The 17,339-nt window shown below is 40.8% G+C and carries 18 protein-coding genes; 7 read left to right on the top strand and 11 right to left on the bottom strand.

From position 1 onward, the window contains the following. Nucleotides 1-25 precede the first annotated feature (25 nt). Together hemE and AVFI_RS12580 are read left to right on the top strand one after the other, a co-directional pair. Nucleotides 26-1,093, top strand: coding sequence for a uroporphyrinogen decarboxylase (gene hemE, locus AVFI_RS12585; RefSeq protein ID WP_017019296.1), 1,068 nt, complete (start codon nt 26-28; stop codon nt 1,091-1,093). A 37-nt stretch (nt 1,094-1,130) separates the two neighbouring features. Then, nucleotides 1,131-1,661 carry a tellurite resistance TerB family protein gene (locus AVFI_RS12580; protein ID WP_017019295.1) on the top strand — a complete coding sequence of 177 codons (531 nt, stop codon included), beginning with the start codon at nt 1,131-1,133 and terminating at the stop codon, nt 1,659-1,661. A gap of 45 nt (nt 1,662-1,706) precedes the next feature. On the opposite strand, the gene AVFI_RS12575 is transcribed toward AVFI_RS12580, so the two are convergent. Further along, nucleotides 1,707-2,621: a D-2-hydroxyacid dehydrogenase gene (locus tag AVFI_RS12575; RefSeq protein ID WP_017019294.1), complete on the bottom strand. Its 915-nt coding sequence runs from the start codon at nt 2,619-2,621 to the stop codon at nt 1,707-1,709. Nucleotides 2,622-2,692: 71 nt separating this feature from the next. On the opposite strand from AVFI_RS12575, the gene AVFI_RS12570 reads away from it, so the two are divergent. Beyond that, nucleotides 2,693-3,286 (top strand): YjaG family protein, encoded by a 594-nt coding sequence (locus AVFI_RS12570; protein ID WP_005421295.1) that lies wholly within the window; start codon nt 2,693-2,695, stop codon nt 3,284-3,286. Nucleotides 3,287-3,364: 78 nt separating this feature from the next. On the opposite strand, the gene AVFI_RS12565 is transcribed toward AVFI_RS12570, so the two are convergent. After that, nucleotides 3,365-4,435: a CNNM domain-containing protein gene (locus AVFI_RS12565; RefSeq protein ID WP_005421293.1), complete on the bottom strand. Its 1,071-nt coding sequence runs from the start codon at nt 4,433-4,435 to the stop codon at nt 3,365-3,367. 221 nt (nt 4,436-4,656) lie between these two features. Between AVFI_RS12565 and AVFI_RS12560 the strand changes: the two genes are divergently transcribed. Together AVFI_RS12560 and AVFI_RS12555 are read left to right on the top strand one after the other, a co-directional pair. Beyond that, nucleotides 4,657-4,929 (top strand): HU family DNA-binding protein, encoded by a 273-nt coding sequence (locus AVFI_RS12560; protein WP_005421291.1) that lies wholly within the window; start codon nt 4,657-4,659, stop codon nt 4,927-4,929. A 39-nt stretch (nt 4,930-4,968) separates the two neighbouring features. After that, nucleotides 4,969-5,673 carry a DUF1481 domain-containing protein gene (locus AVFI_RS12555; protein ID WP_012534047.1) on the top strand — a complete coding sequence of 235 codons (705 nt, stop codon included), beginning with the start codon at nt 4,969-4,971 and terminating at the stop codon, nt 5,671-5,673. Between the two features lie 63 nt (nt 5,674-5,736). Here the strand turns inward: AVFI_RS12555 and purD are convergent, their stop codons facing one another. Both purD and purH read right to left on the bottom strand, forming a co-directional pair. After that, nucleotides 5,737-7,029, bottom strand: coding sequence for a phosphoribosylamine--glycine ligase (gene purD / locus AVFI_RS12550; protein WP_069593934.1), 1,293 nt, complete (start codon nt 7,027-7,029; stop codon nt 5,737-5,739). Nucleotides 7,030-7,238: 209 nt separating this feature from the next. Then, the gene (gene purH, locus AVFI_RS12545) at nt 7,239-8,831 is read right to left on the bottom strand and encodes a bifunctional phosphoribosylaminoimidazolecarboxamide formyltransferase/IMP cyclohydrolase (protein ID WP_188863679.1); all 1,593 of its coding nucleotides are present in this window, start codon (nt 8,829-8,831) and stop codon (nt 7,239-7,241) included. 280 nt (nt 8,832-9,111) lie between these two features. On the opposite strand from purH, the gene zntR reads away from it, so the two are divergent. After that, nucleotides 9,112-9,531, top strand: a complete 420-nt coding sequence (zntR, locus tag AVFI_RS12540) for a Zn(2+)-responsive transcriptional regulator (protein WP_005421287.1) — start codon at nt 9,112-9,114, stop codon at nt 9,529-9,531. A gap of 89 nt (nt 9,532-9,620) precedes the next feature. Beyond that, nucleotides 9,621-9,929: a hypothetical protein gene (locus AVFI_RS12535; protein WP_005421286.1), complete on the top strand. Its 309-nt coding sequence runs from the start codon at nt 9,621-9,623 to the stop codon at nt 9,927-9,929. Nucleotides 9,930-10,107: 178 nt separating this feature from the next. Here AVFI_RS12535 and fis read toward each other — a convergent pair whose 3' ends face one another. From fis to acs, 7 genes are all read right to left on the bottom strand, one after another. Beyond that, complete coding sequence (gene fis / locus AVFI_RS12530) at nt 10,108-10,404, bottom strand: DNA-binding transcriptional regulator Fis (protein WP_005421285.1); 297 nt, start codon at nt 10,402-10,404, stop codon at nt 10,108-10,110. Between the two features lie 22 nt (nt 10,405-10,426). After that, nucleotides 10,427-11,395: a tRNA dihydrouridine synthase DusB gene (dusB, locus tag AVFI_RS12525; protein ID WP_005421284.1), complete on the bottom strand. Its 969-nt coding sequence runs from the start codon at nt 11,393-11,395 to the stop codon at nt 10,427-10,429. Between the two features lie 185 nt (nt 11,396-11,580). Beyond that, nucleotides 11,581-12,465: a 50S ribosomal protein L11 methyltransferase gene (gene prmA, locus AVFI_RS12520; protein ID WP_005421283.1), complete on the bottom strand. Its 885-nt coding sequence runs from the start codon at nt 12,463-12,465 to the stop codon at nt 11,581-11,583. A gap of 116 nt (nt 12,466-12,581) precedes the next feature. Further along, entirely contained in the window at nt 12,582-13,925 is a 1,344-nt protein-coding gene (gene accC / locus AVFI_RS12515) for an acetyl-CoA carboxylase biotin carboxylase subunit (protein WP_005421282.1), read from the bottom strand. Nucleotides 13,926-13,936: 11 nt separating this feature from the next. Beyond that, nucleotides 13,937-14,395: an acetyl-CoA carboxylase biotin carboxyl carrier protein gene (accB, locus tag AVFI_RS12510; protein ID WP_005421281.1), complete on the bottom strand. Its 459-nt coding sequence runs from the start codon at nt 14,393-14,395 to the stop codon at nt 13,937-13,939. Between the two features lie 30 nt (nt 14,396-14,425). After that, on the bottom strand, nt 14,426-14,875 hold the full coding sequence (gene aroQ, locus AVFI_RS12505) for a type II 3-dehydroquinate dehydratase (RefSeq protein WP_188863678.1): 450 nt from the start codon (nt 14,873-14,875) through the stop codon (nt 14,426-14,428). A 455-nt stretch (nt 14,876-15,330) separates the two neighbouring features. After that, nucleotides 15,331-17,280, bottom strand: a complete 1,950-nt coding sequence (gene acs / locus AVFI_RS12500; protein WP_188863677.1) for an acetate--CoA ligase — start codon at nt 17,278-17,280, stop codon at nt 15,331-15,333. Between the last annotated feature and the right edge of the window lie 59 nt (nt 17,281-17,339).

Raw genomic sequence — 17,339 nt, 5'->3', positions numbered from 1 at the left:
GCGGGATCAAATATGAGGGAAGATCATGACAGAACTAAAAAATGACCGTTATTTACGTGCATTATTAAAACAACCAGTAGATTACACACCAGTTTGGATGATGCGCCAAGCGGGTCGTTACCTTCCAGAATACAAAGCTACGCGTGCAGAAGCCGGTGACTTTATGTCTTTGTGTAAAAATGCAGAGTTAGCATCAGAAGTAACTCTTCAACCTTTACGCCGTTTTCCCCTAGATGCTGCTATTTTATTCTCTGACATTTTAACTATCCCAGACGCTATGGGTCTTGGTCTGTACTTTGAAACAGGTGAAGGTCCTAAGTTTGAACGTCCAATTACTTGTAAAGCGGATGTTGATAAGATCGGTCTTCCTGATCCAGAAGGTGAACTGCAGTATGTGATGAATGCAGTTCGTCAGATCCGTAAAGATCTAAAAGGTGAAGTTCCACTAATTGGTTTCTCTGGTAGTCCGTGGACATTAGCAACTTACATGGTTGAAGGCGGCAGTTCAAAAGCATTCACTAAAATCAAAAAAATGATGTATGCAGAACCAGCAACACTTCATTTGTTATTAGATAAGTTAGCTGACAGTGTTATTGAGTATTTAAATGCTCAAATTAAAGCGGGTGCACAATCTGTAATGGTATTTGACACATGGGGTGGTGTATTAACTCCTCGTGACTATAACGAGTTCTCATTACGTTACATGCATAAAATTGTTGATGGTTTGATCCGTGAAAACGAAGGTCGCCGTGTACCAGTTACTTTATTCACTAAGAATGGTGGTATGTGGTTAGAGTCGATTGCAGCAACTGGTTGTGATGCAGTAGGCCTTGATTGGACTATTAATATTGCCGATGCAAAAGCTCGTATTGGTGATAAAGTTGCTCTGCAAGGAAACATGGATCCATCAATTCTGTATGCACAACCTGAGCGTATTCGCCAAGAAGTAGGAACCATCCTTGAAGGATTTGGTGATACTGGTACAGGGCATGTATTCAATCTAGGTCATGGTATTCACCTAGACGTCCCACCTGAAAATGCGGGTGTGTTTGTTGATGCAGTTCATGACTTATCTAAGCCGTATCATAAATAAAATCTTAAATTAAGATTCTAGATAAAAAGGAGACTCAATGAAGTCTCCTTTTTTATTGGAACAGAGCTATAATTTTATTGTCATAATTAAAGATAAGAGCAATCAAGAGTCGATTATGTTTAAACAATTACGTACATTATTGAAGAAAGTGATTCATGAGGCGACAGAAAGCGGGGCGAGTGAAACCGCATCGATGCACTTAGCGATGGCCTCACTTTTGTGTGAAGTATCAAACGCGGATCATCAGAGTGATGAGAGAGAAGATACCGCAAAATTACAGTTACTAATGAAGCTTCTTGGCCTTAACGAAGAGTCAGCAAAATTATTGTTACTAGAAGCGATGCAAAAAAGTAAAGCGTCTACATCTTTGTATGAGTTTACAACGAAGTTAAGAGCGCTGATGCCCGAAGAGCGTTATCACTTAATAGAAGCAATGTGGCAAGTGGCCTACGCTGATGGCGTTATAGAGCCAATGGAAGAGGCTGTGATTCGTCAAGTATCAGAGTTAATTTATCTTGATCACTTAGAGTTTATTCGAGCTAAATTAGCGGCAGCACCTAAGGATTAATACACTTAGCCTGTTAATTAAACGAGCAATAACAGGCTAACTATTTTAATAACCCTTAGTAAAGTCTATGGAGTTAATTAAAGAGAACCCATCTCGCCAACGTAAGTAGTTGTCGTAGAATTGTTCAAACACCTGCTCTGGAAAGCTGAGTGCCGCAATATGTGGTGTAATCGTAATATTTGGGTGATTCCAGTAAGGACATTCTTGAGATAGTGGTTCATGAGCAAATACGTCTAAAAATGCATGAGAAATAGATCCAGACTCAAGTGCGTTTAGTAAACCGTAATTTTCCAGTACTTCCCCTCGTCCGACATTAAATAGCAATGCACCATTGCAGTTTTTTAAGGTTTGACTATTTAGTAAATCCATCGTTAATTCCGTCTTTGGTAATGTACTTACAATAACATCTGCATATTGAAAAGCATTTTCAATTTCTGAAATATGGAATATACAATCAAAGGGAGAATCTTTAGGAGGGATCCCTGAACGGTTAATACCATAAACGATAAAGCCAAGTTGCTTAACGGTTGCGGCTAACTCACTTCCTATTGAGCCTGTTCCTAAAATAACCATGCACTTATTGACTAATGAAGAGTATGTATGGGGCTGCCATTGTTTCTTTTTTTGCTGATCAGCATATTGTTTGAAATGACGAAAGTATTGAATGGAGTAACCCAAAACATACTCTGATATTTGTTGACCGAAAATGCCACGAACATTGGTTAAATGGTAATCGGTTCTTAAATTAGGTTGGATTAGAGAGTCAATACCCGCAAAAGTAGACTGTAACCATTTTAGATTTTTGAATTGGTCTAAGAGATCGATGACTAGTGGTGGATCAGCAAGAAGGATCTCTGCTTTTCTAATATCGTGACAAATTTCAAGATCCGGGAGATCCGCTTGCTCTAAAAGTGAGAGGTATTTCTCTTTTTCTTTTGAAATGATAAGTAATTTATTCATAACCTTCCTTTTGTCATTCGCGGTTATCAAGTACACTTAAAGCGTCCTTTTTGAATAGTGCAGAATCGTCTATGTTACGCAACCCGATCCAAGTTCGTTTAGAAAAGTTTGAACCATGGCAACAAATTACTTTTATGGCTTCTTTGTGTGAACGTATGTATCCAAACTACGCACATTACTGTGAGGCTACAGGTTTTGCTGAACCACAAACCTATCGAGTAATTCTTGATAGTATTTGGGAGCTATTGACCGTTAAAAATGCCAAGATTAACTTTGAACGTCAATTAGAAAAACTGGAAGAGATGATCCCAGAAGTTAATGACGATTCAATTTATCTTACTTACCCAGCAATTGATGCTTGTGTTGCACTATCTACTTTCTTACATGGTATTTTAGATCGTGACGAGTTAGAAGAGGCGATGTTTAAGATCAGTCAACTTTCTGTAATGACGGTAGCTCAACTTGTTGAAGCTCAAACCGGTGAAGAAGTGACAGATGAAAATCAAAAAGAGATCGATGTGATCTGTGAAGAGTGGGATGTTCAGTGGGCCATTTTCCGCCCATTACGCGAAGCTGAAGAACGTGATATCGATTTAATTAAAGATTTACGACAAGAATTACGAGATGAAAATATCAGTAATATTGGCTTAGAGTTAACGTACTGATTTTCTGATTTAATAAAAAAACCGATGAGTAATCATCGGTTTTTTTTGTTTGCAAAAGGGGCTTGCTAACACCTTTTATTATTCTTTTTCTTCTTCTTCAGCATCGGTATTATCGATTACACCGTGTTTATTCTTCCAATTTGTCCAACGTTGTTGAGCAAGTTGTTGCATATCGGTAGTTTTGTCTGCTTCATCGATAATTTCTTCGCCGACCATATATTCAAAGATATCTTCTAGTGTTAATAAGCCTTGAACGGTACCGTATTCGTCAATAACTAATGCCAGTTGTGCTCTGTGCTTCATTAGTTGCTCAAAAGCTTTTGGTAGTGTTGACGTACTGATAACAACCTGAATTGGACGCATCATCGCACCAAGAGGTCGTTCACCTTGCCCTTTACGCATTGCTGAGAAAAGTTCTAAGCGGTGAGTGAAGCCGATGATGTTATCACTATCTTCACTGTAAACTAATGGACGCGAAAACGGTGTATCTGAGTGCTTTTCTAAGAACTGTTCAACCGTCATCTCAGCGTTAACACGAAATAATACCGTTCTTGGTGTCATTACTTGGGTAACAGGTACATCTTGAATATTAAGAATGTTGTTTAATATTTTTGATTCACCTTCCGCAAACTCACCATTTTCTTTTGCTAATGTTGCCATAGCTGTAATTTCATCACGCAATTTAGGTGCTTGATGACCACGAGAAAGTCGTTTTGTAATTTGTTCTGACATCCAAACTACTGGGCTTAGCAATAGCACCATCCAATGAAGCATTGTCGCTGCCATCGGAGCAAGTTGACGCCAGTAAGTTGCTCCGATTGTTTTTGGAACAATTTCAGAGAACAGTAGAATGGCAAAAGTTAGGAAAGCTGAAAAAACACCTAACCATTCACTACCAAAAACAATTGATGCTTGAGCACCCGATGCTGCAGCACCTGCGGTGTGAGCTATCGTGTTTAGCGTTAAAATTGATGATAAAGGGCGATCAACATTATCTTTTAATGCTGTTAGTCGAGGTGCAGCGGGGTGGTTTTCTTGTCGTAATTTTGCAAGGTAGCTTGGGCTGATACTAAGAAGAATCGCTTCTAATACCGAACAAATGAAAGAAACACCAATAGAAATGGCTATATAGATGGATAAAATTAACATTATTAATCTCAAAAAAAATAAGCAAGCCACTATAAAATGGGTACGGAATAACCAAAATACAATGACTCATTAATGAAAAATAGTAACAAATTGTGAGACGTTACTCAGTTTATGTCTAAAGAACGCGCATTCTACAGCAAGAAAGGGCACAAACCTTTGCCAGATGGGGTCTTTATGCATTAGAGTTACTAGGATTTCAAAAAAATAGAAGGGAAACCCTAATGAATAAAACCCAGTTAATTGATGCTATTGCTGAAAAAGCAGACCTATCAAAAGCACAAGCAAAAGCAGCTCTTGAAGCGACTCTAGAAGGCGTAACTGGCGCTCTTAAAGATGGCGAGCAAGTTCAACTTATTGGCTTTGGTACTTTTAAAGTTAACAACCGCGCTGCGCGCACTGGTCGCAACCCTAAGACTGGTGAAGAGATTCAAATCAAAGCGGCTAAAGTTCCTGCATTTGTTGCAGGTAAAGCACTGAAAGAATCAGTAAACTAAGCTATACTTTGCCGAGTTAATCCTTAACTCGGCATTTTTATGAAGCGCATTCTATCTACTTTACTTCTATCTACTTTTCTTTTTGGCTGTTCGTCTAATCCATCTGATGAACAACGCATCAAATCTGTTACATTAACCGGTGGTCAAATCCAAGGTGATGCAACAAGTTATTATTGGTATACCCGTCGTTTACAGCAACCTATTGTAGCATCTGATTATGTCACTATGGGTGATTATGGTTGGTATAAAACTACTTATCGTTGGGAAAAAGAAACTCTTGTTGAAGCTGTCCGTGAAGGAGAAATGCTTGATTCTGAGAGTGAGTTAATCCCTTATTCTATGCATATTCGCTATAACGGTAATGGTGAGGCTGTTTATCAACGTTATGATAAAGATGGGCGTATTTTGCCATTAATGCCAGCTCAATTAACACAATTTCAAGATCAATCTAAATATTTGGTCACTAAGGTTGAAGCTCTAAATAAAGACGATATTAAATTATTCCAAGGTGAATGGGATGGTGAGACTTTTTACTCTTGTGATGGTAAACAATACGATCAATTAGAGTTTAACCAAATACTACCTAATTTCGTGGTGGCAAGATTATCTGGCTTGGATAGTTTTATTTCATTTTTAGGCCAAGAAACTCGTAGAGATAAAAATGAGTTAAAGATGTCTGAACTATTACTATTAACAGATGATAGTTATTCATGTGTAGAGCGTCCGGAATTGATTGAAGATTAAGATTAATCAAGTCGAACAAAAAAGGCGCTATTACAGCGCCTTTATTATTTATTTTCTGTAAAGCTATTTGGTTTCTAATTCACGAGCAATAGCACGGTAACCAATATCATTACGATGGAACATTCCATTCCAACTTACTTGTTTAGCAAGCTGATAAGCTCGCTCTTGAGCTTCTGATACGGTATTACCTAATGCGGTAGCACAAAGTACGCGACCACCGTTTGTCACAACATCACCAGCATTGTTATTTGTGGTGCCTGCATGGAAGATTTTTTGACCTTCAACTTCTTCAGAAGGCAGCGAAATAACATCACCTTTTGCGTAATCTCCTGGATACCCACCAGCAGCAAGAACAACACCGATAGAAGCTCGTGGGTCCCATTTAGATTCTGCTTCATCCAATTTCTCGTCGATAGCCATTAGACAAAGCTCAACAAGGTCTGACTCCATACGCATCATGATAGGTTGTGTTTCTGGATCACCAAAGCGACAGTTGTATTCGATTACTTTTGGTGTACCTTCTGCATCGATCATAAGGCCTGCGTAAAGGAAACCTGTATAAGGTGCACCTTCTGCATCCATGCCACGCACTGTAGGGTAGATAACTTCTTCAAGAATACGATTATGAATTTCAGGAGTTACAACAGGAGCTGGAGAGTATGCACCCATACCACCAGTATTTGGACCTGTGTCTTTGTCGCCTACGCGTTTGTGATCTTGGCTTGTTGCCATAGGAAGTACGCTTGCACCATCCACCATTACAATGAAACTGGCTTCTTCACCTTCAAGGAATTCTTCGATAACAACACGGCTACCTGCTTCACCAAATGCATTGCCTGCCAGCATATCTTTGATAGCATCTTCGGCTTCTTCAAGTGTCATTGCAACGATAACGCCTTTACCTGCGGCAAGACCGTCAGCTTTAACAACGATAGGTGCACCTTGTTCACGAACGTAAGCTAATGCAGGTTCAATTTCAGTGAAGTTTGCATAAGAACCCGTTGGGATATCATGACGAGCAAGGAAATCTTTGGTGAACGCTTTAGAACCTTCAAGTTGAGCAGCTGCTTTAGTTGGTCCAAAGATAGGAAGACCAGCTTCACGAAATGCATCAACAACGCCAATAACTAATGGTGCTTCAGGACCAACGATGGTCAGTTCGATTGCTTTTTCTTTCGCAAAAGCAACAAGAGCTGCAACATCTTCAACATCAATAGCGACGTTTTCTAGCTTTGGTTCAAGTGCTGTACCTGCATTACCAGGGGCGATGAATACTGTTTCAACATTTGGGTTTTGTGCTGCTTTCCAACCTAAAGCATGCTCTCTGCCGCCTGCGCCAATGATCAATACGTTCATGTTTTAATCCTTAATACCATATTGTGATGGAGAGAAATTATGTAAATCTATCTTGCTAGAAACTAGAAACTAGAAACTAGAAACTAGAAACTAGAAACTAGAAACTAGAAACTATAAGAGCAGTGAAAACTATCAAGGATCGTTTTTTGCTCTTATAGGAGCGCAGCGTTCTAGTTTCTAGAAGCGAAGCGCTCTCGTTACTGTCTTTCCTAGTGACGGAAGTGACGCATGCCAGTAAAGATCATCGCCATGCCGTGTTCATCAGCAGCTTCGATTACTTCATTGTCACGCATTGAGCCGCCCGGTTGGATAACACATTTGATGCCAGCTTCTGCTGCCGCATCGATACCGTCACGGAATGGGAAGAATGCATCTGATGCCATCACACAACCTTCAACCTGTAGACCTTCATCAGCCGCTTTGATGCCAGCGATCTTCGCAGAGTAAACGCGGCTCATTTGGCCAGCACCTACACCGATAGTCATGTCGCCTTTCGAGTAAACGATCGCGTTAGATTTTACGTACTTCGCTACTTTCCAGCAGAATAGCGCGTCTTTTAGTTCTTCAGCTGTAGGTTGACGCTTAGAAACAACTTGTAGGTCATCTTCAGACACCATGCCTTGGTCACGGTCTTGAACTAATAAGCCGCCATTAACGCGTTTTACGTCAAAACCAGTTGTCTTAGTTGTCCACTCGCCACACTCAAGAAGGCGAAGGTTTTTCTTAGCCGCTACGATTTCTACTGCTTCAGCAGAAACAGAAGGTGCAATGATAACTTCAACGAATTGACGATCAGTGATAGCGGTCGCTGTTGCTGCGTCTAATTCGCGGTTGAATGCGATGATGCCGCCAAATGCAGATGTTGGGTCTGTTTTGAATGCACGGTCGTAAGCTTCTAGGATGTTTTTGCCCAGAGCTACACCACATGGGTTAGCGTGCTTAACGATGACACATGCTGGCTCGTCGAACTCTTTCACACACTCAAGTGCAGCGTCAGTGTCAGCGATGTTGTTGTAAGAAAGTGCTTTACCTTGGATTTGACGAGCAGTAGATACTGATGCTTCTTCAGGATTCGCTTCAACGTAGAATGCCGCAGCTTGGTGGCTGTTCTCACCGTAGCGCATGTCTTGTTTTTTCTCGAACTGTTGGTTGAACGTACGAGGGAATTTGCTCTCTTCATCACCTTCTTTGTTCTCTCCATAAGAAGGAATCATAGTACCGAAGTAGTTAGCTATCATGCCGTCGTAAGAAGCCGTGTGCTCGAATGCAGCGATAGCTAGGTCAAAACGAGTCTCTAGTGTTAGAGATTTCTCGTTCGCGTCCATTTCAGTGATAACACGGTCGTAATCGTGAGCATTTACAACGATAGTTACGTCTTTGTGGTTTTTCGCTGCAGAGCGAACCATGGTAGGGCCACCGATATCGATGTTCTCAACGGCATCAGCAAGGGTACAGCCTTCTTTTGCTACGGTTTCTGCGAATGGGTATAGGTTTACAACAACCATATCAATAGGATTGATACCGTGTTGCTCCATGATGCCATCATCTTGACCGCGACGGCCAAGTACACCACCATGAACTTTAGGATGAAGAGTTTTAACGCGGCCATCCATCATTTCAGGGAAGCCAGTGTAATCAGATACTTCAGTTACTGAGATGCCTTTTTCAGCAAGCAGACGTGCTGTACCGCCAGTAGATAAAATATCTACACCACGTTCAGCTAATGCTTGAGCAAATTCTACAATACCAGTTTTATCAGATACGCTAATCAGCGCGCGACGGATCGGACGTGCGTTATTCATTGCTACTTTCTTCCTTTAGAATTAAGTTAGGATTTTTGCCAAAAATGAACTTGTTCTGTTATTTTTCATTTCATATGAATCAATAAACAGCAATTGGCCAGTTTTGGAAAACACCCTAAAAAGAGTAAAGTGCGAAACATCAGATCAACCTATTGGCGAATATTCTAACTAAAGTTAAACAAAAAAGCTCGCGCAATCGATTGCATTCGCAAAAAAAGATGCCCTTTTTCTTTAAAAAGAATCAAAATAGAGTGAAGTAAAGAGGAATAAGAAGTAAAAAATGTATTTAATTGGTGAGTTAGCTAAACAATGTAATGTTACGAGCGACACATTACGTTTTTACGAAAAAAACGGTCTTCTTGTGCCATCAGGAAGAAGTAGCAGTGGTTACCGTTTGTATAATGATGACAATCTGGCTCAAATTCGTTTTATTCTAAAGGCGAAGCAACTTGGTCTCGCGTTGGATGAAATTCAAGAATTATTAGCGATTAGATTAGAAGCAACAAAACACAGTTGTGCAGAAGTAAAAGCCATTACTCAATCTAAGTTAAATATCATCGACGAAAAAATCGCTCAACTAACAGACATTCGCCTTGCATTAAAGAGTATAAATGATGCTTGTTGTGGTCATGTTGATGAAGATGCTTCTCACTGTTCTATTCTTTCTGCGTTAGCTGAATTAGAAGAGAAAAAAGACTAAATAGTTGTGCGTGTTTATTAAAGAAGTTGATAAAATAGTCGATAACAACAATAGACCAATATGAGCGAAAGTTAGGTGAGAGCCGATTAATGGAAAAACAATACGTAATGAAATTGCTTTCCGCTCTGAAAGTTATCGATAAAAAAATCAGTGAGCAAGGTAGAGCGGTAATGGAGCTTGATGCTCGCATTAAGCGTATTGAAGCTCAGAACGCCAAGATCGCGAAAATGGTTGATGGTGGTGGTACTCAAGGTACGAGTACAGCGGGAGCCGCAGCTGATTTAAGTGAACTTGATGAGCGTTTAAAAGGTATTGAAGAAAAAACAGCAAAAGCAGTAGAGCTTATTCGCTCGGGCGCAGGCGCTGGTGGTGGCAAGAAACGAGCATGGCCGCCATAGTAGAGTAAACAAGAAAAACCGATACAGCAGTAAAATGCGTATCGGTTTTTTTGTACTTGTTATACCAATCACAGTAAGTAAGCAGTTATTTACTACGATTGGTATTATTTATTTGGCAGATAAAAAAAGCAGCGTTAATTGCTTAACACTGCTTTAAATTTTTCAAATAAGGCGTGGATTAGTTCATGCCGTATTTTTTAAGTTTCTTGCGAAGAGTACCACGGTTGATACCCATCATGTTTGCTGCTTTTGTTTGGTTGCCGCGAGTATGCTGCATGATCATGTCTAGTAGAGGTTGCTCTACTTCAGCTAATACTAATTCATATAAGTCGTTAACTTCTTGACCGTTTAGTTGGCCTAAGTAGTTTTTCAGCGAAGCCTTAACAGAGTCACGTAGTGGTTTCTGAGTAATTTGGTCTTGTGCTGTAACTGTTGTAACTGTTAATGCTTCTGAAGTCATAGATTGATCGAACATATTCTGTTTAGCTCTTCTTTTATTATGATGCAACGTGGTCGAAATAGCTTTCAAGTTGAGAGAGTTGCAATGAAGCATCCTCAATCGCGTTAAAGCTGCGGCGGAAATCATTTGCTTGCTCATGCTCTTTTAAGTACCAACCCACATGCTTACGTGCAATGCGAGGACCTAAAAACTCACCATAAAATTGGTGAAGCGCATGAACATGGCCAAGTAAAGTGGCCTTCACTTCTTCAATTGGAAGAGGTGGCATGAGTTCGCCCGTTTCTAAGTAATGTTGGATTTCTTTAAAAATCCATGGCCTACCTTGTGCAGGACGGCCGATCATCAAAGCGTCTGCGCCTGTGTAATCAAGCACAAAACGAGCCTTCTCCGGCGAGTCGATATCACCGTTCGCTATAACCGGAATAGAAATCGCTTCTTTTACCGCTTTAATGTTGTCGTACTCAGCTTCACCTTTGTACATACAAGCTCTGGTACGCCCATGAAGCGCTAAAGCTTGGATGCCACATTGTTCAGCCATTTTTGCAACCTGAACACAATTTCTATTGTCTGGATCCCAGCCTGTGCGAGTTTTCAGAGTGACAGGAACATCAACAGCATTAACCACAGCCAGTAAGATCTCTTCAATAAGATCTGGGCGCTGTAATAGTGCTGAGCCTGCTAGCTTCTTATTCACTTTTTTTGCAGGGCATCCCATGTTGATATCGATGATTTGCGCACCGGTTTCAACACAGTGTTGCGCTGCTTCCGCCATTAACTTTGGATCAGCCCCTGCAATTTGTACCGAGCGAATACCAGATTCACCTTCATGTACCATGCGGTTTTGGGACTTAGATGTTTTCCACAGTTTCGGATTAGAAGACATCATTTCGCTCACAGCCATGCCTGCGCCATAACGCATACACAACTCACGAAAGGGCCTATCAGTAACACCAGCCATTGGTGCAACGATAAGATTATTTTTTAATGTATATTGACCTATCTGCAAAACATCCACACACGTTTGTGTCAGCAAGGGCGCGCATTTTACGCATTTTTTCCCCGCCTGAAAAGAGCAAATTTTGAGCATTTACATTTTCTTTTTGTAAATTGTCTATAATTCAGTCAATTAGGCGGTTTCATGCCTCAAATTTAGTATTGAGGCATTGAAGTTTTATCAAAAAAGCGCAGTGCTTATTTCTTTTTACCTGAGATTCGGCACCATTCTTGTTGCTCAACAATCGCATCTAAGTCGAATTGTTCAGCATAGTATGACGCTACATCTTCTGCCTGCGTGTCTAATACGCCTGACATAGCTAGTTGACCTTGTGGCTTAACTAGAGAGGTAATGATGCCTGAAAGCTCGCGTAGTGGACCTGCAAGAATGTTTGCAACAACTACGTCAGCGATGAGACCTTCTGGTTGGTCTTGAGGAAGGTATAGTTCAATTTGATCTGCAACGCCGTTACGAGTTGCGTTATCTTTTGATGCTAAGATTGCTTGAGGATCAATGTCGATCCCAATAACTTTAGCTGCACCTAATTTGATCGCTGCGATCGCTAAAATGCCAGAGCCACAACCAAAATCGACAACGGTTTTGCCTTCAAGATCTAATCCTTCTAGCCACTCAAGACAAAGAGACGTTGTTGGGTGTGTACCAGTACCAAAAGCAAGGCCCGGGTCTAGCATTACATTTACAGCATCTGGCTCTGGAATTTCACGCCAGCTTGGGCAAATCCACAGACGTTTACCAAATTGCATTGGGTGGAAGTTATCCATCCACTCACGTTCCCAATCTTTATCTTCAAGTTGTTCAATTTTATGTGCAAAACCTTCTTCAAGAAGACGGCTTGCTTTTAATTGAGTAATAACAAAATCCATGTCCGCTTCTGCATCATAAAGAGCAAGAATGTCCGTTTCACCCCACAGGCGAGTTTCACCCGGAAGAGGTTCAAATACAGGCGTATCTTTAGCGTCTAAAAAAGTAATAGATAGAGCACCAGTCTCTTCCATTAACATATCACCGATCTGTTCAGCGTTTTCAGAGGTTGCATTTAGTTTTACTTGAATCCAAGGCATGGGGATCACTTTTGTTTTAGTCGAAAATGTGGGCGATTTTAACACAAAAAAAGACGGTGAGTAATCATACTCACCGTCTTTAATTCGTTCTTATTTATTGAATGATTAGAAAAGGCTTATTGTAGGCCTAGTTTCTTCTCAAGATAGTGAATATTTGCACCACCATGTTGGAAGTTTTCATCATTCATGATTGCTAATTGAAGTGGTGTATTTACGTGAATACCTTCAACAATCATTTCACCTAATGCGTTTTTCATACGAGCGATAGCAACGTCACGGTTTTCACCGTAAGTAATTAGCTTACCGATCATTGAATCGTAATGAGGTGGAACTGTGTAGCCAGTGTAGATGTGTGATTCCCAACGTACACCCATACCACCAGGAGCATGGAAGCGTTCAATCTTACCAGGTGAAGGTAGGAAACGAACTGGATCTTCAGCATTAATACGACACTCAATTGAGTGACCACGCAGTTTGATATCATCTTGTGTGTAAGACAGCGGTTGACCCGCAGCAATGCGTAATTGCTCTTTCACTAGGTCGATACCTGTTACCATTTCGGTAATAGTGTGCTCAACCTGAATACGTGTATTCATTTCGATGAAGTAGAATTCGCCATTTTCATATAGGAATTCAAATGTACCTGCACCACGGTAACCAATCTCAAGACATGCACGAGTACAACGTTCACCGATGTATTTACGCATTTCTTCAGTAATACCTGGAGCTGGCGCTTCTTCAACTACTTTTTGGTGGCGACGTTGCATAGAACAGTCACGCTCACCTAAGTGAATAGCATTACCTTGGCCATCAGCAAGAACTTGAACTTCAATGTGACGAGGGTTTTCAAGGAATTTTTCCATGTAAACCATTTCGTTATTGAAACATGCTTTTGCTTCAGCACGAGTCATTGCAATCGCTTCAACAAGGTCTTTTTCTGCGCGAACAACACGCATACCACGACCACCGCCACCGCCAGACGCTTTAATGATTACTGGGTAACCAATGCGTTTTGCGTGTGCTTTGTTTTTTGCTTCGTCATTATCTAGTGGACCATCAGAACCAGGTACACAAGGTACGCCTGCTTTTTTCATTGCAGTGATTGCTGATACTTTGTCGCCCATCATGCGGATAGTTTCTGCTTTTGGACCAACAAAGATAAAGCCAGAACGCTCAACTTGCTCTGCAAAGTCAGCATTTTCAGATAAGAAACCGTAACCTGGGTGAACCGCAACCGCACCTGTAACTTCAGCAGCACTGATGATACGAGGGATGTTTAGGTAGCTGTCGATACCACGTGCAGGACCGATACAAATCGTTTCATCAGCAAGCAGTACGTGTTTTAAATCACGGTCAGCAGTAGAGTGCACAGCAACCGTTTTGATGCCAAGCTCTTTACATGCTCGCAAAATACGTAGTGCAATTTCACCACGGTTTGCGATAACTAATTTATCTAACATAACAGCCTCTATTATTCGATGATAACAAGAGGTTGGTCGAACTCAACCGGTTGACCATCTTCAAGAAGAATTGCAGTTACAACGCCTGATTTGTCTGCTTCGATTTGGTTCATCATTTTCATTGCTTCAACGATACATAGTGTATCGCCAGCAGTTACTTGTTGGCCAACTTTAACAAATGGTTTTGCATCAGGGCTTGGTGCGCCGTAGAACGTACCAACCATTGGAGAACAAACTTTATGGCCAGCAATTTCTGCTGGAGCTTCAACTGCTGCAGGTGCTGACGCAACTGGAGCTGCCGCTGCTACTGGTGCAGCAGGAGCCGCAACTGCTTGAACAGGAGCTACTTGAGCAATTGGTGCGATAGCACGGCTGATGCGTACTGATTCTTCACCTTCCGCGATTTCAAGTTCTGCAATGCCAGACTCTTCAACTAGTTCAATCAGTTTTTTAATTTTGCGGATATCCATTTTGTAATCTCTTCTGTTTATATTCAGTGATCAATTTGAACGCAGACGTTTTACTGCTGCATTCAAAGCAAATTCGTAGCCATCAGCCCCTAAACCGCAAATGACGCCAACGGCTTTATCTGAAAGATAAGAGTGGTGGCGAAAGGGTTCACGAGCGTGGACATTTGATAAATGTACTTCAATAAAAGGAACATCAACCCCAAGTAGAGCATCACGTAAAGCAACGCTCGTGTGCGTAAAGGCAGCTGGATTGATGATAATGAAATCAATACGTTGATAAGCATTATGGATAGCTTCAATCAACTCATATTCACGATTAGACTGTAAATGTTCGATCTCTACACCCAAAGCATCGGCTTGAGTAGTCAAAGCATTAACAATTTGCTCTAAGTTTTGGCTGCCATAATGAGCAGGTTCACGCAGACCTAATAGATTTAGGTTTGGGCCATTGAGAACTAAAATTCGCGATTGAGTAGACATTGTGATGCTAAATTCCTTGTTTTTACGGTTAAAGTAAAAAAAACACATCTTTTATATTCGATTTGTTGGTTTATTGCAATTTTTCAGTCTGCAACACCACATAAAAAGCAATTATAGACAATTCACAGCAAATCGCAGCAAAATACTGGTCTTATCAGCTCTAAGTTTCATTTTGAGTATAAAGAATAAAACATATTTTGACTCAAAAGTGATAATTAGAACCAAAGAAAGTAATAAAGTTCTGCCGTATTATCTGTTAGTTAACAAATACTTTCTAACTTGTTGAGTAATTATACTGTTTTTGATTTTGTTTATTAGCAAGGAATAAGGAAAGAAATAAGAGATCTGTAAATTTGAGCTAAACGTCACATCAAAAAAGCCACCATAGAAAATCTATGATGACTTTTAATTAAAATTTACGCGCTAGTACTATGTTTTAGAACGCTTATATTTAGTTAAGCTATCTTTCTTTGTTCTTCGATCAGCTTATCAACCACACTTGGATCTGCTAGCGTAGAAGTATCTCCTAGATTAGAAGTATCTCCAGTTGCAATTTTACGAAGGATACGACGCATAATTTTGCCTGAACGAGTTTTAGGTAATGAATCGGTCCAATGTAGAAAATCAGGAGTAGCGATAGGGCCAATTTCTTTTCTCACCCAATCTTTTACTTCTTTATGCAGTTCTGCGCTTGGAATTTCACCTGAGTTTAACGTAATGTAAGCGTAAATTGCTTGGCCTTTAATATCATGAGGCACACCAACAATAGCGGCTTCGGCAATTTTATCAAAAGCCACTAATGCAGATTCAACTTCGGCGGTTCCCATGCGGTGCCCTGATACGTTTAATACGTCATCAACACGTCCTGTGATCCAGTAATAACCGTCTTCATCTCGTCGAGCGCCATCACTGGTGAAATACATGCCTTTGAACGTAGAAAAGTAGGTTTGTTCAAAACGGTCATGATCACCATAAATGGTACGCATTTGTCCCGGCCAAGAATCGGTAATAACAAGGTTACCGTCAGTAGCTCCTTCAATAATATTACCCATGTTATCCACTAAAGCGGGTTGAACACCAAAGAATGGACGAGTCGCTGAGCCAGGTTTTAATGCAGTTGCCCCAGGAAGAGGGGAAATTAAAATGCCTCCCGTTTCTGTTTGCCACCATGTATCAACAATAGGGCAACGGGCATCACCAATAGTATTGTAATACCACTCCCACGCCTCAGGGTTGATTGGTTCGCCTACTGAGCCCATTACTCGTAGTGAACTGCGCGACGTACCTTGAACCGCTTCAGTACCTTGAGCCATTAGTGCTCTGATGGCTGTTGGTGCGGTGTATAGAATATTAACGTTATGTTTGTCTACCACTTCACTCATGCGACTCGTACTTGGGTAATTCGGCACTCCTTCAAACAAAATCGTTTTTGCACCATTAGCAAGGGGACCATAAATTAAGTAAGTATGACCTGTAATCCAGCCAACATCCGCAGTACACCAGAAAACTTCGCCTTCTTGATAATCAAAAATATATTTAAAAGTCATGGCTGCATAAACAAGGTAGCCACCAGTGGTATGAAGTACACCTTTAGGTTTTCCTGTTGAACCTGAGGTATAAAGGATAAATAGAGGATCTTCGGCATTCATTGCTTCTGGTTCACAATGTGGGGAGGCAACAGCGGTTGCTTCGTGCCACCAAACATCACGTCCTTCAGACCATTCAATGTCATTACCCGTACGTTGAAAAACAATGACTTTTTCAATGGTAGTCACGTCTGGATTATTTAATGCATCATCGACATTTTTTTTCAGTGGAACGGTACGTCCGCCACGAACGCCTTCATCCGCAGTAATCACTACTTTTGCATCCGAATCAATGATTCGACCTGCGAGAGCTTCAGGTGAGAAACCACCAAATACCACGGTATGAACGGCACCGATGCGAGTACAAGCCAGCATTGCAACAGCCGCTTCTGCCACCATTGGCATATAAATACACACCACATCGCCTTTACGAACGCCTTGGCTTTTTAATGCATTAGAGAATTTACAAACTTGCTCATGCAGTTCATTAAAGGTAATAGAGGCATCGTCTTGTGGGTCATCGCCTTCCCAAATAATGGCAATTTCATTACCTCGGGTGGCTAAATGGCGATCAATACAATTTGCCGATACATTAAGTTCACCATCTTCAAACCACTTAATATCAACATGACCCGTATCAAAAGAGGTATTTTTAACTTTGGTGTAAGGAGTCATCCAATCAACAATTTGTCCATGCTCACGCCAAAACCCTTCAGGGTTGATAACGGATTGCTGGTACATTTCACGATATTTATCATCATCAGCGTGTGCATTGTTAGCGATATCTTGATTGACCGGGTACACGTGAATCTCACTCATGTTGTTCTCCTTGTGAATACAGCAAATATCCAGATTTATTTATTATTCGATTTCAGTAC

The sequence above is a fragment of the Aliivibrio fischeri ATCC 7744 = JCM 18803 = DSM 507 genome, assembly GCF_023983475.1.
Taxonomy (GTDB): domain Bacteria; phylum Pseudomonadota; class Gammaproteobacteria; order Enterobacterales; family Vibrionaceae; genus Aliivibrio; species Aliivibrio fischeri.
This window is presented reverse-complemented; position numbering and strand designations above follow the sequence as displayed.